An 18353-nucleotide genomic window follows, 5' to 3' on the forward strand; every position below is an offset into this window, starting at 1 on the left:
CCGCTCCACGACAACCCCCCCCCCGCACCCGCGGTCCGGGCCGGGGCGCGGCCCGGCCGCCAGGCGGGGCGGGGCGGCGCGCCGCCTGCCCGGGCCGACGCGCTGGAGCGGCTGCTCGACGCGCTGCCCGGCACGGCGGCCGTCGTGTCGACCACCGGCAAGAGCAGCCGTGAGCTCTACACCATCGCCGACCGGCCCCAGCACTTCTACATGGTCGGCGCGATGGGATCGGCCGCCGCCGTCGGGCTCGGCGTGGCCAGGCACACCTTCCGGCCCGTGGTGGTGGTGGACGGGGACGGCGCGGCGCTGATGCGGCTGGGCACGATGGCCGCGGTCGGCGCGCACGCCTCGCCGAACCTCACCCACGTCCTGCTGGACAACGGCGTGCACGATTCCACCGGAGGCCAGCGCAGCCTGGCCTCGCAGGTGGACTTTCCCGCCGTGGCCGCCGCCTGCGGGTACGCCCGCGTGCACCGATGCGACGACCTGGCCGGATTCGAGGACGCGCTCAAGGCGGCGCTGGCGGAGCCCGGTCCGGCCTTCGTCCACCTGCGGGTCCGCCCGGGCTCGATGGCGCGGCTCGGGAGGCCGCGCGTCCACCCTTCGGAGGTGGCGCGACGCTTCAGGGACTTCGTGACGGGAACGCGCCCATGAGCGAAGTCGGCGTCATCCACGGACGCTTCCAGCCGCTGCATCTCGGCCACCTGGAATACCTGCTGGCCGGGGCGGAACGCTGCGACATCCTGGTCGTCGGCATCACCAACCCCGACCCCACGCTCACCGCGTTCGAGGACACCGATCCGGAGCGCGGCACCGCCGAGAGCAATCCCTGCACCTACTACGAGCGCTATCTGATGGTGGAGGGAGCGCTGGCCGAGGCCGGCGTGGCCGGAGAGCGGATCCGCATCGTGCCGTTCCCGCACAGCTTCCCGGAACGGCTGTCCTACTACGCGCCGTCGGAGGCCGTCTACTTCCTCACCGTCTACGACGAGTGGGGCGACACCAAGGTGGCCAGGTTCACCGCGCTCGGGCTGACGACCGACGTCATGTGGCGGCGTACCAGCAAGCCCATCAGCGGTGGCCGCGTCAGGCGGGCCATCGCCGCAGGAACCGACTGGCGGCCGCTCGTCCCCGCCGCCGTCGCCGCCGTGATCGAGGAGAGGGGGATCGATGAGCGGATCAGGCAAGCTCTATCTGATGGCGCTGTGCGGGGGAGCTGACCGGCCCATCCGGGCGCTGGGCGGCCGCACGCCGTTCCAGGCCGCCCCCACCCCGAACCTGGACCGGCTCGCCGCCGACGGTCGCACCGGCCTGCTGGAGGTCATCGCCCCGGGCATTCCGCCCGAGTCCGATTCGGGGGCGATGGCGCTGCTCGGCTACGACCCCGCCGTCCACTACACCGGCCGGGGCCCGCTGGAGGGATTCGGTAACCGCTACTGGGATCCCGAGGGCCACTCGGTGGCGTTCCGGATCAACTTCGCCAGCCTCGACACCGCCACGGGACGCCTGGACCGGCGCACCTCCCGCGACCTGTCCGATGAGGAGATGCACGAGCTGGTGGCCGAGATCCTCGACCGGGTCCGGCTGGAGCCCGGCATCGAGGTACGGCTCACCGGCTGGGGCCGCCACCGGGGCATCCTGGCCTTCACCAGCAAGACCAGGCACCTGTCCGGCGAGGTGTCCAACACCGATCCCGGTTTCGTCAAGCAGGGCCCGTTCGGCGTGCCGGCGCCCGAGCACGACAACCGGCCCCTGCCCGCCAGGCCGCTGACCGACGATCCGGGCGCCGCGCTGGTCGCCTCCCTGGTCAACTCCTTCGTCGAGCAGAGCGCCAAGGTGCTGGAGGCCAGCGCGGTCAACGCGCGCCGGCTCGCCGCCGGCCGCCGGGCGGCCAACCTCCTGCTGGTGCGCGACGGCGGGCACCTCCTGCCCGACCTCCCGCCCGCGCCCGCCCGGATCTCGATGTACGGACAGGTGCCCGCCGAACGCGGGTTCGCCAGGCTCATCGGCGCCGCCTTCACCACGGCCAAGGTCGCCGCCGGGCAGAGCGAGGCCGCCTTCTACGCCGACCTGCTGCCGAGCCTGCTCGCCGATCCCGCCGAGGTGGTGTTCGCGCACATCAAGGGGCCCGACGAGCCGGGCCACGACAACCAGCCTCCCGAGAAGGTACGCGCCATCGCCGACATCGACGCCCATCTCATCGGACCGCTGCGCGACGTGCTCGGCCCCGCCGACACCCTCGCCGTCACCTGCGACCACGCCACGCCCTGCGAGGTGGGCATCCACACCGACGACCGCGTGCCCATAGCCGTGGCGGGCCCCGGCATCAGGCCCGACGGGGTCGTCCGCTTCGACGAGGCCGCCCTGGCCCACGGCAGCCTGCCGATCTCCCGGGCCAGCGACCTGATGCCGTGGCTGGCCAAGGTGCGGGAGCGGTCGTGACGCGGATCACCGACGTGGCGTTGCGCGGCATCCTGGACTCGCGCGGTCACCCCACCCTGGAAGCGGACGTGTGGCTGGGGGAGGTACGGGGCAGAGGCTCCTGCCCGGTGGCCATCGCGCCCGGCAGGCTGGAGCGCCGCCGCCGGCTGCGCACCGGAGCGCTCGGCGCGCTGCGCGACAGCGAGACCGGACTCCTGCTGCGGAGCGAGCTGATCGGCCTGGAGAAGGGCCAGGAGGACCTGGACGCCAGGCTGCACGAGCTGGACGACCGGCACGGAGCGGGCGCCGACGTCACCCTCGCGGTGTCGCTGGCCCATGCCCGCGCCGCGGCCACCGTCGCGGGCGAGCCGTTCCACGCGTGGCTGGCCGGCCGCGCCGGACTCACCCCCGGCCTGCCGAGACTGCTGGTCAACGCCTTCTCCGGCGGCATCCACGGCACGACGGCGCCGGACTCCTTCCAGCAGGTCATGGTGATCCCGCACACCGGCTCCCCCCTGGACGACATGCGGACCGCGCTCGACGTGTACGCCGCGCTGGAGCGCACGATGTCGTCGGACGCCGGCGGCCCGCCGCCGATCTCCGCCTCCAGCGGGTTCCTCCCCGGTGCCCGCGACCTGGCCTGGCAGCTCGGCACGCTCCGGCAGGCGTGCACGGGCACGGAGACCACGCTCGGCGTGGACGTGGCCGCCGAGCATCTGCGGTCCGGGCGCGGCTACCGGTTCGAGGGCCGCGAGCTCGGCTCGGCGGACTTCGCCGCGCTGCTGCTGGAGCTGGCCCGCGCGCACGGGATCGAGTACGTCGAGGACCCCTTCGACCCCGCCGACACCGAGGCGTGGGAGGCGTTCCTGCCCGCCGCCAGGCAGGCCGGGGCGGTCGTGGTCGGCGACGACCTGTTCGCTTCCGACGCCGCCCGGGTCCGCCCCGGCCTGGCCGACGCCGTCCTGCTCAAGCCGAGCCAGGCCGGGACCGTCACCGCCACCCTGGCGGCCGCCCGCGCCGCCCGCGAACTCGGCCTGCGCCTGGCCGTCTCACATCGCTCGGGCGAGACGGAGGACACCGCCATGTGCGACCTCGCGGTGGCGGTCGGCGCCGAGTGGATCAAGATCGGCGGCCCGCGCAGGGGCGATCGCATCGCCAAGTACAACCAGCTCATCCGGCTCACCGAGACAGTCACACACGAAGGAGCAACATGTCACGTGCCAAGCAGTTCAAGGACCTGATGCTCGCCCCTGAGATCCTCGTGGTGCCCAGCGCCTATGACGCGCTGAGCGCGAAGGTGATCGAGCAGGCCGGCTTCCCCGCCGTCCACATGACGGGCTCGGGCACCTCGGCCGCCATGCTCGGGCTGCCCGACCTCGGGTTCGCCACGATCACCGAGATGGCCTGGAACGCCAAGAACATCTGCCTGGCGGTGGACCTTCCGGTGATCATGGACGTCGACGCCGGATACGGCAACGCCATGAACACCTGGCGATGCATCCGGGAGTTCGAGCGGGCCGGCATCGTCGGCGGCCACCTGGAGGACCAGGTGGTGCCGAAACGCTGCGGGCACCTGGAGGGCAAGCGGCTCATCTCCACCAAGGAGATGGTCGGCAAGATCGAGGCCGCGGTGGAGGCCCGTACCGACCCTGACTGGGTGCTCATCGCCAGGACCGACGCCCGGGAGAAGCTCGGCCTGGACGAGGCGATCAGCCGGGCGAAGGCGTACGTCCGGGCGGGCGCCGATTGCATCTTCCTGGAGGCCATGCTCAATGTGGACGAGATGAAGCGGGTCCGGGACGAGATCGACGCGCCGCTGCTGGCCAACATGGTCGAGGGCGGCAAGACGCCCTGGCTGACCACGCGCGAGCTGCAGGATCTCGGCTACAACCTGGCCATCTACCCGCTGTCCGGCTGGTACGCGGCCACGACGATCCTGCGCAAGGTGTTCGCCGCGTTGCGCGACGAGGGCACCACGCAGGACTTCTGGGCACGCAACGACCTGCGGATGACCTTCGACGAGCTGTTCGAGGTGTTCGACTACTCCCGGATCTCCGAACTGGAGGCCCGCTTCGTCGTCAAGGACGACGACCATGTTCAGTGACGGTGCCCTCCAGCCCGCCGCCGAGCAGTCGCCGGTGCGCAATCCGTGGACCGGTGAGACGGTCGGATCGGTGCCGGCCGACACGCCGCAGGAGCTGGATCGCGCGATCAGGCGCATCCGGCCGGCCTGGCGGCCGTTGAGTCCCCGCCGCCGGGCGGAGGTGCTGCACCGGGCCGCGGCCCTGCTGGGCGAGCGCGCCGCGGAGACGTCCAGGCTGATCACCAGTGAGTCCGGGGTGTGCGTCACCGAGACCCGCAAGGAGATCGAGCGGGCCCGCGCCAACCTCGTCGTCGCCGCGGAGGAGGCCGAGCGGCTGCGCGGCGAGAGCATCCCCATTCCCGGCCAGGACCGGCTGGCGGTGACCGTGCTCGAACCCGTCGGCGTCGTGGCCGCGCTCACCCCGTTCAACCGGCCGCTGAACCAGGTCGTGGTGAAGGTGGCGCCGGCCATCGCGGCCGGCTGCCCGATCGTGGTCAAACCATCGGAGAAGACGCCGCTGACCGCGCTGGCCTTCGCCGCCCTTCTCATGGAGGCCGGCCTGCCGCCCGAGCAGCTCGTGGTCACGACCGGGTCACCCGGACGGATCGGCCCGGCGCTGGCCGGCCACCCCGAGGTGGACATGGTGACCTTCACCGGCTCCGTACCCACCGGGCGGGCCGTCTCGGAGGCGGCCGTGGGCAAGAAGCTCCTGCTGGAGCTGGGCGGGAACGACCCGCTGATCGTGCTGCCCGACGCCGATCTGGAGCTCGCGGTACGGCTCGCCGCCGAGGGCGCCTTCGCCACGGCGGGCCAGTCCTGCCGCGGCGTCAAGCGGGTGATCGCGGCGGTGGAGATCGCCGACGAGCTGGTCGCCGGGCTGGTGGAGGCCGCCCACCGCAAGCGGGCGGGTGACCCGCTCGAACCGGCGACCGACGTGGGACCGCTCATCAGCCCGGAGGCGGCGGCCGAGGTGGAGCGGCGGATCCTGGACGCGGTCGCCGCCGGGGCGAAGCCGATGTGCGGCGGGGAGCGGCACGAATCCCTGATCACGCCCGCGGTGCTCGACCACGTGCCACGGGACGCGGAGCTGGTCATGGAGGAGACCTTCGGGCCCGTCGCCCCGGTCATCCGCGTGGCCGGCGTGGACGACGCGATCTCCGTGGCGAACGGCACCCGTTACGGCCTCCAGGCCGGCGTGGTCACCTCCGACACGGCGGCGTTCATGCGGATCGCGGCCGGACTGAAGGTCGGCGCCGTCAACCTGAACGCCGGGCCGCACTTCGACTCGCCGCACATTCCGTTCGGAGGGGTGAAGGACAGCGGGGTCGGGCGCGAAGGCATCCGCTACTCGATCAGGGAGATGAGCGTGACGAAGACCATCACGCTCCCGTTCCCGTGACAAGCCGCGCGAGCCGGCGGGTCGGTGGCGATCCGCCGGCCCGGCGGCGATCCGCGGGGCGACGGTGACCAGGCGCCCACGTTCACACCCGCAGAAGGGAGGCGAACCCTGTGGGACACAGGGGTGCCCGCCGTAGCCTGCTCATCCTCGCCGGATCACTGCTGCTGCTGAAGTCGACCTGGTTCTCCGCGACCGCGGTGATCCCCCAGATACGGCAGGAGTGGCAGCTCACCACCGACGTCGTGGCCTGGCTGACCATCGCCGTGCAGTGGGGGTTCGTGGCGGGCGCGGTGCTGTCGGCGGTGTTCGTCATCTCCGACGCGCTGCCGCCGACCCGGTTGATCTTCCTGAGCTCGCTGGGGACGGCCGCCGCCAACCTCATGCTCCTTTTCACCGACAACGCGCTGACGGGCAGCGTGGCCCGTTTCGCGACCGGCTTCTTCATCGCGGGCGTCTACCCGCCGTCGCTGAAGCTCATCTCCACCTGGTACCGCCACGGGCGCGGGGCGGCGATGGGGGCGATGGTGGGCGCGCTGACCGTGAGCGCGGGCGTACCGCACCTGATCAACGGCGTGGGCGGGCTGAACTGGCGCACCGTCATCGTGGTCACCTCGCTGCTGACCGTCGCCGGCGGCGTCATCACGCTGACCACCATCAAAGAGGGCCCCTTTCCGTTCCCCGCCGCGGTGCTGGACCCCCGCCAGGTCCGGCGGATCCTCAGCGACCGGGGCACACGACTCTCCATGATCGGCTACCTGTGCCACATGTGGGAGCTGTACGCCATGTGGACGTGGTTCCTGATGTTCTTCTCCGCGGCCCTGCGCGCTCAGGGGACGGAGGACTCCCTCCTGGCGGCCTACGTCACCTTCGCCGTCTTCGTCATCGGCGGGCTGGGCAACTACACCGGTGGCATGTTCGGCGACCGCTTCGGACGCGAGCGCACCGCCATCGCCATGATGGCGGTCTCGGCGACGTGCGCCGCCTCCATCGGCCTGCTGATGGAGGCGCCACTGTGGCTGCTGGTCGTCGTCAGCCTGGTGTGGGGATACAGCGTGGTGGGGGACTCGGTGCAGTTCTCCACGCTGGTGACCGAGCTGGCCGACCAGAGTTACGTCGGAACGGCGCTGACCCTGCAGATGGCCTTCGGGTTTCTGCTGACCGGGGCGACGATCTGGCTCGTCCCCCTGGCCGAGCGGGCCGTCGGCTGGCAGTGGGCGTTCGCCGTGCTCGCCGTGGGTCCCGTGACCGGCATCGTGGCGATGCTCCGGTTGCTGCGCTATGCCCGTTCCCGCACCGGGGCCGGGCGGCGCGGCGCGCGATCGTTAGGGTGATGTGGGTGAGCGAATTACGTCTGCACTTTCACGATCCGGCCCAGCGCGACGCGATCGCCGCCGCCGCCCGAGCCGAGGGGGTCGGCATCGAGGAGTTCATCCTCACCGCCGCCTACCAGCACGCGCTGCGTGTGCACGAGCGCGGCACGCCCTCCCCGCCCGAGGCCGAAGCGGACGAACCACGGTGGCTGCAGGGCACATACCGGGTGTCGCACCACTACTGACGTCTCTCACTCGGTGTGGGCGGCGAAATGGTCGGTGCCCAGCAGGCCCACCTCGTGGCGCTCCCACAGCCGGGCGAACTCGTCGCCGGCGCGCAGCAGGACGCCCGCCGCGCTGGAGCCGGGCCTGTCCCGGGTGACGGCGTCCGCAGCAGGGTCTCGCCCAGCGGGCCCATGACCTGCGCGGTGGTGCCGGCCAAGCCGTCCATGACCCGCATCGGCCCGGGGCTCACGTGCGGGGGGCCGCAGGTCACGGCGGGTGGCGCGGTAGCCGGCGAGCAGGAACAGGTGATCGCATTCGTCCGGCTTCCCTTCCTCACCGACGACCCGGAGCGCGGAGCACTCTCACTGCTCAACGCCGCGACCCAAGACGTCCCCGGCAACTCCTACGTCGGGCCGGGCAAGGCCGGCCTCGACCAGGCCATGGCCGGCCGGCTGTGGGAGGCCACCGCCGACCTCGTCGGGGCGGTGGCCCGATGAGTCACCGGGAGGGGCGCGCTCAGCGGCCCCTGAGCAACGGGTCGTCCGGCTGCGGACGGCCGAACGTGGGCCGTGCTTCCTTCCATCGGCCGCGGGTGAAGTCGGGCACCTTGACCGGGCGCAGCCCTTCGGTCTTCAGCGACTCGTGGCTGAGCGGGATCACCGAGCACCACGCCGCCGAGTCGTAGACGTCGATGTCGGGGGTCATGCCGAGCCGCATCAGCTGGACGAGGCGGAAGATGGAGACGAAGTCGCCGCCGCCGTGCCCGCCATACTGGTCGGCCAGCCTTTCCAGCAGGGGCCACAGCCAGTGGTCGTACTGCCGCAGGATGCCGGTGTACGTGCTGCCGGTCCGCCACGCATGGTCGTCGTGGCCGAGCGACTCGAGGTAGACCCGGGCGTTGTCGAGCTCGACCGACCCCCGGGTCCCGGTGAGCGTGGTCTCCCTGGTGTACGGGTGCGGCGAGTTCACGTCGTGCTCGACCCGGATGAACCGGCCGCCGGCGGTGGTGACGAAGCAGGTGTGCCGGTCACCCGAGATGTACGGCCTGTCCTGCCACGACGAGTGGTCCGGGCCCACCCGCGGATCCTCCTCCCGGAACAGAGCCAGCGCCTTGGGCGGCGACGCCACGGCCACCAGCTCGTCGAAGCGGTCGCCCCGGTTGATGCCCATGGCCGCCGACACCGGCCCCAGGCCGTGCATGGGGTAGTGCAGGGCGTTCATCCGCGTCTGCCAGCGCCGCCGCCAGTGCTCGGGGTGGTAGGCGCCGCCGAACAGGTACGGCCAGCGCAGATCGTGCACGTAGCCACCGGAGCCGTGCTGCAGGTCGCCGAAGAGCCCCGCCTGGACCATGTTGAACATCTGCAGTTCGGGCCGGAAGTAGTTGACGTTCTCCAGGAGCAGGCAGTGCTTGCGGGTCCGCTCGGAGGTACGGACCAGGCTCCAGATCTCGTCCAGGTGCGGGGAGATCGGAAGCTCGACGGCGACGTGCTTGCCGTGCTCCATGGCCGCCTTGGCCTGGGGGTAGTGCCACTCCCATGGGGTGGCGACGTAGACCAGGTCGATGTCGTCGCGCCGGACGAGGTTGAGGAAGTCCTCCTCGCCCGCGGAGTATCCGACCGGTTCGACGCCCTGGAAGCCTTGCTGCATGATCCGGGTGATGGTGCGGCTGACCCGTTCGGGCCGGATGTCGCACACGGCGGTGACCGTGGCGACGGCGCCGAACCGCACGTCCTGGCTGCCGCCGCGGTTGCCGAGGCCGATGAGCCCGACCCGGACCTTCTCGAAACCCTCGAACGGGACGTCGACCATGCTCCGCTCGCGGCGGTCGGGAGAGGGTTCCCAGGCGGTCGAGCCGGCGGCGGCAGGGGAGCCGGCGGTGCCTCCCATGCCTGTGGCGGCACCCAGCACGATGCCGGACCTGAGTAAATTGCGGCGTGAGGGAATCTCGTGATTCGGAGGGGCCACGGCGATCACTCCCTGGAGGGTGGACAGTGATGTGAGCACGGCGCTTTCCTCGACAGTCGATCGTTCTCCGCCAGAGGGCAAGAGATGACGACGAGTCCGGCGGCAGCACCAACGCCGACGTCTACCTCGGCGTCGCCGGCCGCGAATTCGCGCTCGACCTCCCCGGCCAGGACGACCTGCAGGTCGGCCAGGAGTTCCACTACATCTACGGAGCCGGAGGCAACACCACCTACGCCAAGTACAACGACGCTCAACAACGACGTCTACGTCCGCATGAACCCCAACACCGACTGGTGGCACGCCGAACGTGTTCACGTCACCGTCCACGGCGTCCTGGGCTCCCGCGTCTCCTACGTCGCGCTGGACGGCGGCGCATCCCAATGGCTCGGCACGCCGGTCGGCCTCGTCATCCATCTGAAGAGAACCGACCACCAGGCCGACGAGTCCGCATGATCCTGCCTCGAACGGCATGAACCGGTCGGCTGCACGCCGCCTGAACCGTCCGGCACGCGAGAGCCAAGCCTCCCGCGTGCCGGACGGCCACACTTGGGCCCAGCCACCCGCACTCCAAGCCGCCACCGAGGACAGAAGTGCTCCTTGATCGGCTAGGTGCGTGGTTCGGCCGGCCAGGGTGGCTGCCACGGCGGGTGGCCGGAGAGCAGTTCGTCGGCCTGGGGCGGCCCCCACGACCCGATCGGGTAGCGGTGCAGCGGCGGCGGGTAGTCCACCAGCGGCTGGACGATCCGCCAGCTCTCCTCCACCGCGTCTCGCCGGGCGAACAGCCGGTCGTCGCCGTTCAGCGCGTCGTACAGCAGCCGCTCGTAGGGCGCCTGAGGTTCGCCGAGCTCGTGGGCGAACGTCGTGTCCAGCCGTACCGGACGCCAGGCCCGGTGCTCGTCCAGGCCGGCCAGTTGCAGCCGCAGGCCGGGATCGGGGGTGATGCGCAGCACGATCTGGTTGGCCTCCACCCTGGCCGCGTCGGGGAGGAACCGCAGCCGCGGCATGTGCCGCAGCACCAGCCGGACCTCGGTGTCGCGCACCGGCAGTTGCTTGCCGGCGCGAATGAAGATCGGCACCCCGGCGAAGCGCGAGTTGTCGATGTCCAGCCGGAGCGCGACGAACGTCTCGGTGGTCGAGCCCGCGGCCACGCCGGGCAGCCGCAGGTAGCCGTCGTACTGGCCGCGTACGCAGTGCCGTACGTCCGCCGGCGGGATCGCCTTGAGCACCTCGACCTTCTTGTCCTGCAGTTCTTCGGCCGAGGCTCCGATCGGCGGATCCATCGCCACCAGCGCCAGCACCTGAAGCAGGTGGTTCTGCACCACATCCCGCAGCGAGCCCACCGCGTCGTAGAAGCCGCCGCGATCGTCCACCCCGAAGTCCTCCGCCATCGTGATCTGAATGACCTCGACGCTGCTGCGGCCCCACAAGTCGGCCATGGCAAGGTTCGCGAACCGCAGATACTCGATCTCGATCACCGGCTCCTTGCCCAGGAAGTGATCCACGAGCAGAAGCTGCCGCCCGTCGAGCACCTGGCGCAGGCGGGCGTCGAGTTCCCTGGCCGAGGCCAGGTCGTGCCCGAACGGCTTCTCCACCGCCACCCGCGCATCGCCGAGCAGTCCGGCGGCATCCAGCCGGTCCACGATCGGCGCGAACAACGACGGTGGCATCTCCAGGTAGTACAGGGTTCGCCGCGCCCCGGCCAGCTCCACCGCCAACGCCTTGTACAGTTGCGGATTCGTCACATCGCCTGCCAGGTAGGTCAACCGCCGGGCCAGCCGGGCGAACACCGCGTCCTCGACGGGCTCGCCGGACGTCTCGATCGCCTCGCGGGCACGCCCGATCAGCTCCTCCGTGGTGATCGGGGTCGACGCGACGCCGACCACCGGACACGTCAGCGCTCCGCGTCGTTCAAGCTGGTACAGCGCGCGAAAGGTCATCCTCCGGGCCAGGTCGCCGGTGATCCCGAAGATCACCAGCTTGTCCGCGGTCCACCCGAGCCCGGCCACCGTCAGGCCACCGTGCTCTCTGCCGTGAAGCGTCTGCCCGCCGCAGCCGCTGCTTCGCGTCCGTGGGCTTCGGGGCAGGCCGGGCGACGATGTCCGCACCGCCCGCCAGGGCAGGCGATTCCGGACGACCGGCGCGTCGTCCGGAACATCTCGGCAACTGACCTCATACACCGACTCCTGCCCCTCCGCGAGGCATGACAACACCGCCCAAGTTCGTCGGTACGTCAACGAACCGGCTGCTCAGCGTCTATGCGGACCTCCCCGGAGACAGCGGCGCGGGGTCTCCGCCCTCGTGGCCGGCCGGCGGGTTTCAGGCCTGGAGAGCGACGACGGCCTCGTCGGTGTAGGCGAGGAAGGTCAAGGTCTGGTGGAAGTACAGCTCGATGGTGGTGGCGTCGTGGCCGGTGTAGCCGATGGCCAGATCCTGGCCGAGGCGGAGCTCGAAGTCGCCGCCGCGGGTGGACAACACGAACGCGCCCTGGAGGGCCGGCGCCCAGATCGGCTCTCCGTCCAGGATCCTGGTCAGATGGGCGACGATGGGATAGCCGTGGTCGGAGGTCTCGCTGACCGCGGTGTACGCCTCGGCCCCGAGGAGGAGCGCGTACGGCCCGTCGACACCGGCCAGCCGCAGCGACGTCAGGGCCCGGCTGATCGTGTCCGGATAGTCGCGGGGTTCGGCCGGCAGGCTGACCACCGGGTTGGAGCTGCGTGCGCGCAGCCCGTCGATGCCCGCGGCGGCGTACCCGTCGAAGATGGTCCGGTCTTCGGCGTAGGCCATGGTGCGCGCCGCGTCCTTGACCGGCTGCCAGTCGGAGTTCTTCGATCCGCGTTCGACGTCGTCCACGGCCGCCCGGCTGACGGTGAACGGCACCCGCAACTCGACCAGCGGCCGCACGGTGCGCAGCCGCGCGGTGACGCCGGTCGCGGGCGGCTCGATCTCGGACAGATGCCCGGTGCCGACGGCGGCCAACTGCGCTCCCGCCGCAGGAGGGACGTCGACGACGCGGCGTCCCGCGACGTGCCGGCGGAACGTGCGGCGGGCTTCCTCCTCGATCTCGGCCCAGGCTTCCGGCGTGATCGGGGCGAGCTCGCGGTGCAGGTTGTTGACGGGTGCGGTCATGGCGTTCAGGCTCCCTTCAGACTGCCGATGCACAACGATCCGTCGGCGTCGGTCGCGTCGGTCGCGTCGGTCGCGTCGGTCGCGCCGGTCGTGTCGTCGGCCGACGTGTCGGTGGCCGGCCCGTCGAGGTCGTCGAGGTCGTCGAGGAAGTCGGCGCTCGGCACGAAGAACAGGCCGCCGGTGACGGCCGTGGAGAAGTCGAGGATACGGTCGGTGGTGCCTGGAGGGTTGCCGATGAACATGTTGCGCAGCATCTGCTCGATCACCGCCGGCGTGCGGGCGTAGCCGATGAAGTAGGTGCCGAACTCGCCGCGGCCGACGCTGCCGAACGGCATGTTGTCGCGTACGATCTTCCGCTCGACGCCGTCCTCGACGATGGTGTTGAGCGCGACGTGGGAATCGGCGGGCTTGACGCCGTCGGGGAGTTCGACGTTGGCCAGCTTCGTACGCCCGATGACACGCTCCTGTTCCTCGACGGTCAGCGACTGCCAGGCCGCCAGGTCGTGCAGGTACTTCTGCGCGACCACGTAACTGCCGCCGCGAAACCGCGGATCCTCCTCGCCGACGAACACGGCCTCGGCCGCGGTCTGGCCCTCCGGGTTCTCGCTGCCGTCGACGAAGCCGAGCAGGTCGCGCTCGTCGAAGTACTTGAAGCCGTGCACCTCGTCGACGACCGTCACGGCGGGGCACAGCTCGGTGATCAACCGGGCCAGCTCGAAGCAGAGATCCATGCGCCGGGCGCGCAGGTGGAACAGCAGGTCGCCCGGGGTGGCCGGCGCATGGTGGCGAGGGCCGTGCAGAGGTTGGAAGGGATGCAGGTCGCGGGGCGTAGGGCCATCGAGCAGGCGCTCCCAGCCCGCGGCGCTGAAGCCGACGACGCAGGTGAGGTCGTCGGCGGGCGCGCGGAAGGCCACCGACCGGATCAGACCCGGCAGATCCTGGAGCGCCGCGCGTACGGCCGCCTCGCCGCCGGGCGCCACGGTGGCCACGAGGAACACGGCTGCCCCGGCAGGTGGCCTGACAACGGACTGAGTCGCCACCATAGGGCTCCCAACGCCTTCGAGCAGGGACAAGGTCAGATTATCCGTCGTGGATCTCCCGAAACCCCACGGGGTCAGCCGGTGGACAGACCGAAGGGGTTGCCCTGTGGGTCCATGAGCCGCCCGCGCGAACCGTCTCGGCCGGCGTCGACGGTGGCGCCCAGGCTCCTGGCTCTTTCCACCGTGCCCCGCTCGTCCGCGACGCGGAACAGCGGCATGGCGTAGTCCTCGCCGTACAGGCCAAGGTCGGCCATGCCGCCGATCCACCGATGGTCAGGACCGAACACCTTGTAGTACGAGCCCGGCGCGCTCGGGTCCAGTTCGAAGGTCCAGCCGAAGCACTCGAAGTAGAACTCCTTCGTGGTGTCCACCACGGTGGTGCCGATCTCGAACCCGTCCAGCGCGCCCTCGACGATCTCGGGTGGCTGCTGCCGGTCGTCGGAGTAAAGGGTGAACGGGTTACGCAGCGGGTCGCGCAGTCTCGCGTAGACGATGCCCTGGCGCCCTGGCGCGCCCGCCTGCGTCGACGGTGTCACCACCGCGGCACCGGCCAGCTCGATCTTCCCCAGTTCCCCGGGCACATCGCGGGCGAGAATCGACAGGCTCAGCTCGTCGCCGGGGGTGAAGATCCCGCCCATCGGCCGCGTCCCGTCGCGTGCGACGATCTCGGTGTACTCCGGCGAACGCGACTCGAACGTCCAGCCGAACAGCCCGCCGTAGAATCGCGCGATGCTTTCGACGTCCGACGTGCCGATCTCAAACCATCCCACCATGCCCGGGGAAATGTCGCTCATGGTCCGTGCATCGCCTCATTCCGGCAATCGCTAACGACCACCCGGGTTAGCAGCCGGTCAAACCCGGCGCAGGCGGCGGAGCCACATGTGGTCGGATACGCGATCACGGCGTTCGACAGCGGCGCCGGGCCGGGATCTACCGGGGGGCCTGTGCCGTCGGCCGTGGCGATCGGCCTGTCGATCTGGAGATCAGCCTGGTGTGCTGTTCGCGCTCGCTGGCGAGTCGTGGAGCCCACACAGGTTCCTCACTCGGAGCGGCCGCGGGCTCCTCGCGGTAGAAGATGTCGATGTCGACCTCCTCGCCGCCCATGACCACCGTGTCCCACGCGTCGCTGATGACCAGGATGCGCAGGGTCTCAGCCGACAGCCGGCCGAGGTAGGCACGCAGGGCGGCGTCGTCGGGCAGGCCGGACACACGCTGTGACAGACGGCCCCGGATGAGCCCGAGCCGGTCCATCAGCGTGTCGATGTCCGCCGCGACCTGTTCGTCCGAGCTCGGAGCGGCCTGCGCCTCGGCGCAGCCCTTGGTGATGTTGTCCTTGATGGCACGGGTGACGCCGTTCTCGTCGGTGGTGACCATTGCCTGCCAGGCGCGGCTCTTGTGCCGGTACTGGAGCATCGCCATGGCCGCTTCGTGGCGGATGAAGTCCGCGTCGCGGAAGGCCCGCCCGCGCCAGGCCTGGTTGAGCGACCGGGCCAGAGAGATGGCCGAGGCCAGCCCGCTGTTGAGCCCGCGCCCCGGCCAGAAGTGGATGGCGTTGGCGGCGTCGCCGAGCAGGAAGCCGTACGTGCCCGGGGTGGTGGACGTCGGGGCGTGCAGGCGCGCGGTGAAGCGCGGCCGCTGCACCATGTCGAGCCGGAACGCGGTGACGGCGCTGAGGTTGGACTCGGCCACGCCGAACATCGTCAGCCCTTCCTGCACCCGCCGCCACAGGGCGGACCCCTTGATCAGGGCGGGCAGGAACAAGGTGCCGTGGGTGGAGCAGTGGAAGTCGCCGTCGCCGGTGCGGCCCATCATGCACGGGTTGGCGGCGACGCACTCCTCGAACACGCGACGGACGGGATCGATGCCGATGACCTCCTGGGCCTCCTCGTCGGTGAGTCGCATGTTGAGGAAACCCTCGCCGCCCAGGGCGTTGAGCAGGTAGCGGTTCTGGGCCACGGTCAGCAGGACCGACATGGCGTCAGGCAGGTCGGACTTGACGCGCAGGCCCAGCACGACATCTTGCAGGTGCCGGCCGTTCAGGGAGTAGATCGAACTGTCGGCGGTGCCGAACTTGCCGGTGAAATGCTCCCGCGTGCGCGAACGGCCACCCTCGCAGATGGCCAGCACATGATCCTGCTTCGCGCTGTCGCCGTGCTCGTCGGGATTGAAGCGCGTGGGGACGAGCCGGATGCGGTCGGGCTTCTCGTTGGCCAGCTCCAGCAGCGTGTCCTCGATGTAGGAGATGCGGAGGTTGCGTGGGGCGTGCCCCCGGATGGAGTCGGGGCCGGGCGGCCACATCTCGGAGTACGCCCCGGGCCTGAACAGCCGGGCCTGCACCGGGCCGGGGAGGTTCAGGTATTGGCGGCTCTGGACCGTGACGACCTGCTGGCGCCGTACATTGCCCTGATCTTGTCCCTTCCACGCGACCTGAGAACCATCCTGGGTCCAGCGGCCGTCGTAGACGGTGACGGCGACCCGTGAGTCCATGAGGTGCTCCAGGAGGAGCGCGAAGCTCAGCCCGACGGGCCCACCTCCGGAAACGGTCACCCGGAGTACCGGCCCCGGATCGACCGTCGGCACGGGTCCGCTCGCCTGCGACAGCGCGGATCCGCCGTAGACCGTCGCGTCGTCGTCGTTGTCGTCGGAGGGGAGGAAGCGGAACTGCTCGTCGCCGATCGTGATCAGGTCGCCCGGTTGGAGCACCTGTGAGGTGACGCGCTTGCCGTTGACCAGCGTTCCGTTGCGGCTTCCCAGGTCATGCAGGATGTAATGCCCTGCCTCGTGGCGTATCTCGGCGTGGCGGCGCGAAGCTCGTTCGCTGGAGAGCACCACGCCGCAGTCTTGCCTGCGGCCGAAGGTGGTCGGCGTGTCACCGAGCGGGAAGCGGCGGTCAGTGAGGGGGCCGTCGTGTCCGACGATGGCAGCGGGCATGATGCCTTCCTTATCGTGACAAGAGATCTAGTCATCGATGAGTCCATGTCCATCATGTGCGACCAAAAGCAGCTGCGTAAGTGGAAAGTACGCACATCGGTTCAGTTGGCGATGTGTGTCCCGATCGAGGGCCGGCGCATGGGCGAAGTGCCGGCCGGTCGCCACCGGAGGTGTCGTGATCGGACGCCTCCGGCGTTCCTGGCACGTCCCCGATTGTCCTTGCTACACGAGTGTCCCGCCGGAGACGTCCAGGTGGTGCCCGGTCATGTACCGGCTGTCGTCGGAGGCGAGGAAGGCCACCGTGTCGGCGATGTCCTCCGGTGTGCCCAGCCGGCCCAGTGGCGACAGGGATGACAGCCAGGCCAGGGCCTCGCCGACCAGGCGGCCCTGGTGCATGTCGGTGTCGATGACGCCGGGCGCCACGGTGTTGACGGTGATGCCGCGCGGCCCCAGTTGCTTGGCGAGGACCGAGGTGAGCACGTCCAGCGCCGCCTTGGACATGGCGTAGTCGATCGCCGAGGGCATGGCCATGCCGCGGGTGAGCATCGTACCGATCGTGATGATCCGCCCGCCGTCTCTCAGCCGCGGCAGAGCGAGCTGCGTGACGAAGAACGGAGCCGTGCTGTTGACCGCGAACAGCCGCTCGAAGCCCTCCCTGGTCACACCCGCGATCTCGGCCTGGCCGCCGAGGATTCCCGCGTTGTTGACCAGGATGTCCAGGCCGTCGGCGTGCGCGTCGAACGCGGCCCACAGTGTTTCGGCGTCTCCGGGCACGCCCAGCTCGGCCTGGACGGCGAAAGCCTGCCCGCCTGACGCTTCGATGTCCGAGACCGTGTCCTTGGCGGCCGTGTGGTTGCTGCCGTAGTGCACGGCTACGCGGGCGCCCTGTCGTGCCAGCCGGGTGGCGATGGCCCGGCCGATTCCCCTGCTCGCGCCGGTCACCAGCGCTGTCCTGCCGGTCAATGTCGTCATGCTGATCAGGCCTTTCTGCTGAACGGGGTAGGGGGTTCGGCGTCCTGCGGCACGTGCGCCCAGCACGTCACCTGTTCCAGGAGGCCCGTGCGGGTCGTTGGGCCGCCCATCGCTCGATGACGTCGGCCTGAGCTATCGGACATGGTGTTCTCCGTTCATCTGTGCGGCCCCTTTCATGGCCTCGAACAGCGTGTTCTCGCTCTGGGATCCGGTCAGCGGAGGCAGCCGCCCGATCAGGAAGACCGGTACGCCGGTGACGCCGAGTCGGCGTACCCGCTCGAGCCGGGCGTGCAGTTCGCCGGCCGGCACGCCGTCCATGACGACGCCGATCTCGGCGGCCAGCCGGGCCAGGGTGGCGGGATCGCCGATGTGCAGTCCGTCGGTGAAGTGCGCGCGGAAGAGGCGTTCCACCATCGGCTCGGTCTTGTGCTGGAGGGCGGCGCTCGCGATGAGCCGGTGCGCCTCGAAGGTGCCGGTGGCGATGGCCTTGCCGTACTCGAACCGCAGGCCCTCCAGCGCCGCGCGCGCGGCGAAGCTCGCCGTGCCGGCGGCGGTCTCAGGGCCGAAGGTCTGCTCCAGGACGGTGAGCAGCGGCCGCCCTTCGGCGGAGGCACCGGGGGCGAGTTCGAAGGGCAGGACCTCGACGGTCACCGCGACGTCCTGGGCCCGGAGCCGGTCTGCCGCGCGGATGAGGCGGCTGTGGCCGAGGTAGGAGTGCGCGCAGATGACGTCCAGGACGATCTTCACGTGCACGCTCTGTGCGCTGTTCCGCATGTGGGTCCTCATGGTGCTGCGATGGCTGGCGCCGAACATCGCTCTCCTTTCGCGTACCTCGTACTCGAAAGGAACCATAGCCATTCGGGTACCATGTACGCAAACAG

The 18353-nt window shown here is 70.5% G+C and carries 18 protein-coding genes; 10 read left to right on the forward strand and 8 right to left on the reverse strand.

Going from position 1 to position 18353, the window contains the following annotated elements; all coding sequences use genetic code 11:
* The 9 genes from AB0I15_RS42435 to AB0I15_RS42475 form a co-directional block, all read left to right on the forward strand.
* Positions 1 to 654 (forward strand): thiamine pyrophosphate-dependent enzyme (locus AB0I15_RS42435; protein WP_358109312.1); only part of this gene is annotated, 654 nt, incomplete at its 5' end.
* A complete protein-coding gene (locus AB0I15_RS42440) occupies positions 651 to 1220 on the forward strand; it encodes an adenylyltransferase/cytidyltransferase family protein (protein WP_358109315.1) in 570 nt (189 codons plus the stop codon). The genes AB0I15_RS42435 and AB0I15_RS42440, both read left to right, overlap by 4 nt.
* Complete coding sequence (locus AB0I15_RS42445) at positions 1171 to 2442, forward strand: CMP-5'-phosphonoformate--3-phosphoglycerate phosphonoformyl transferase (protein ID WP_358109317.1); 1272 nt, start codon at positions 1171 to 1173, stop codon at positions 2440 to 2442. Before AB0I15_RS42440 ends, AB0I15_RS42445 begins: the two co-directional genes overlap by 50 nt.
* Positions 2439 to 3662, forward strand: coding sequence for a hypothetical protein (locus tag AB0I15_RS42450; protein ID WP_358109319.1), 1224 nt, complete (start codon positions 2439 to 2441; stop codon positions 3660 to 3662). Before AB0I15_RS42445 ends, AB0I15_RS42450 begins: the two co-directional genes overlap by 4 nt.
* The gene (bcpA, locus tag AB0I15_RS42455) at positions 3632 to 4525 is read left to right on the forward strand and encodes a carboxyvinyl-carboxyphosphonate phosphorylmutase (protein ID WP_358109320.1); all 894 of its coding nucleotides are present in this window, start codon (positions 3632 to 3634) and stop codon (positions 4523 to 4525) included. Before AB0I15_RS42450 ends, bcpA begins: the two co-directional genes overlap by 31 nt.
* Positions 4515 to 5903, forward strand: coding sequence for an aldehyde dehydrogenase family protein (locus AB0I15_RS42460; protein WP_358109322.1), 1389 nt, complete (start codon positions 4515 to 4517; stop codon positions 5901 to 5903). Before bcpA ends, AB0I15_RS42460 begins: the two co-directional genes overlap by 11 nt.
* Positions 5904 to 6013: 110 nt before the next feature.
* Positions 6014 to 7234: an MFS transporter gene (locus AB0I15_RS42465; RefSeq protein WP_358109324.1), complete on the forward strand. Its 1221-nt coding sequence runs from the start codon at positions 6014 to 6016 to the stop codon at positions 7232 to 7234.
* Positions 7235 to 7239: 5 nt separating this feature from the next.
* A complete protein-coding gene (locus AB0I15_RS42470) occupies positions 7240 to 7458 on the forward strand; it encodes a DUF1778 domain-containing protein (protein WP_358109326.1) in 219 nt (72 codons plus the stop codon).
* Between the two features lie 27 nt (positions 7459 to 7485).
* Positions 7486 to 7935, forward strand: a complete 450-nt coding sequence (locus AB0I15_RS42475; protein ID WP_358109328.1) for a hypothetical protein — start codon at positions 7486 to 7488, stop codon at positions 7933 to 7935.
* Positions 7936 to 7954: 19 nt separating this feature from the next.
* Here the strand turns inward: AB0I15_RS42475 and AB0I15_RS42480 are convergent, their stop codons facing one another.
* Positions 7955 to 9325, reverse strand: a complete 1371-nt coding sequence (locus AB0I15_RS42480) for a Gfo/Idh/MocA family oxidoreductase (RefSeq protein WP_358109330.1) — start codon at positions 9323 to 9325, stop codon at positions 7955 to 7957.
* A 351-nt stretch (positions 9326 to 9676) separates the two neighbouring features.
* On the opposite strand from AB0I15_RS42480, the gene AB0I15_RS42485 reads away from it, so the two are divergent.
* Positions 9677 to 9856, forward strand: a complete 180-nt coding sequence (locus AB0I15_RS42485) for a hypothetical protein (protein ID WP_358109333.1) — start codon at positions 9677 to 9679, stop codon at positions 9854 to 9856.
* Positions 9857 to 10008: 152 nt separating this feature from the next.
* Here the strand turns inward: AB0I15_RS42485 and AB0I15_RS42490 are convergent, their stop codons facing one another.
* From AB0I15_RS42490 to AB0I15_RS42520, 7 genes are all read right to left on the reverse strand, one after another.
* On the reverse strand, positions 10009 to 11409 hold the full coding sequence (locus AB0I15_RS42490; protein ID WP_358109335.1) for a glucose-6-phosphate dehydrogenase: 1401 nt from the start codon (positions 11407 to 11409) through the stop codon (positions 10009 to 10011).
* A gap of 310 nt (positions 11410 to 11719) precedes the next feature.
* Positions 11720 to 12529, reverse strand: a complete 810-nt coding sequence (locus tag AB0I15_RS42495; RefSeq protein ID WP_358109337.1) for a family 1 encapsulin nanocompartment shell protein — start codon at positions 12527 to 12529, stop codon at positions 11720 to 11722.
* A 5-nt stretch (positions 12530 to 12534) separates the two neighbouring features.
* The gene (locus AB0I15_RS42500; RefSeq protein WP_358109339.1) at positions 12535 to 13572 is read right to left on the reverse strand and encodes a Dyp-type peroxidase; all 1038 of its coding nucleotides are present in this window, start codon (positions 13570 to 13572) and stop codon (positions 12535 to 12537) included.
* A gap of 71 nt (positions 13573 to 13643) precedes the next feature.
* A complete protein-coding gene (locus AB0I15_RS42505) occupies positions 13644 to 14363 on the reverse strand; it encodes a hypothetical protein (protein WP_358109341.1) in 720 nt (239 codons plus the stop codon).
* A gap of 136 nt (positions 14364 to 14499) precedes the next feature.
* The gene (locus AB0I15_RS42510; protein ID WP_358109344.1) at positions 14500 to 16500 is read right to left on the reverse strand and encodes an FHA domain-containing protein; all 2001 of its coding nucleotides are present in this window, start codon (positions 16498 to 16500) and stop codon (positions 14500 to 14502) included.
* Positions 16501 to 16722: 222 nt separating this feature from the next.
* Positions 16723 to 17472 carry an SDR family oxidoreductase gene (locus AB0I15_RS42515; RefSeq protein WP_358109347.1) on the reverse strand — a complete coding sequence of 250 codons (750 nt, stop codon included), beginning with the start codon at positions 17470 to 17472 and terminating at the stop codon, positions 16723 to 16725.
* A 132-nt stretch (positions 17473 to 17604) separates the two neighbouring features.
* Positions 17605 to 18246 carry a DsbA family protein gene (locus AB0I15_RS42520; protein WP_358109350.1) on the reverse strand — a complete coding sequence of 214 codons (642 nt, stop codon included), beginning with the start codon at positions 18244 to 18246 and terminating at the stop codon, positions 17605 to 17607.
* Positions 18247 to 18353: the final 107 nt, after the last annotated feature.

Source organism: Nonomuraea sp. NPDC050643 (genome assembly GCF_040654715.1).
In the GTDB taxonomy this organism is placed as follows: domain Bacteria; phylum Actinomycetota; class Actinomycetes; order Streptosporangiales; family Streptosporangiaceae; genus Nonomuraea.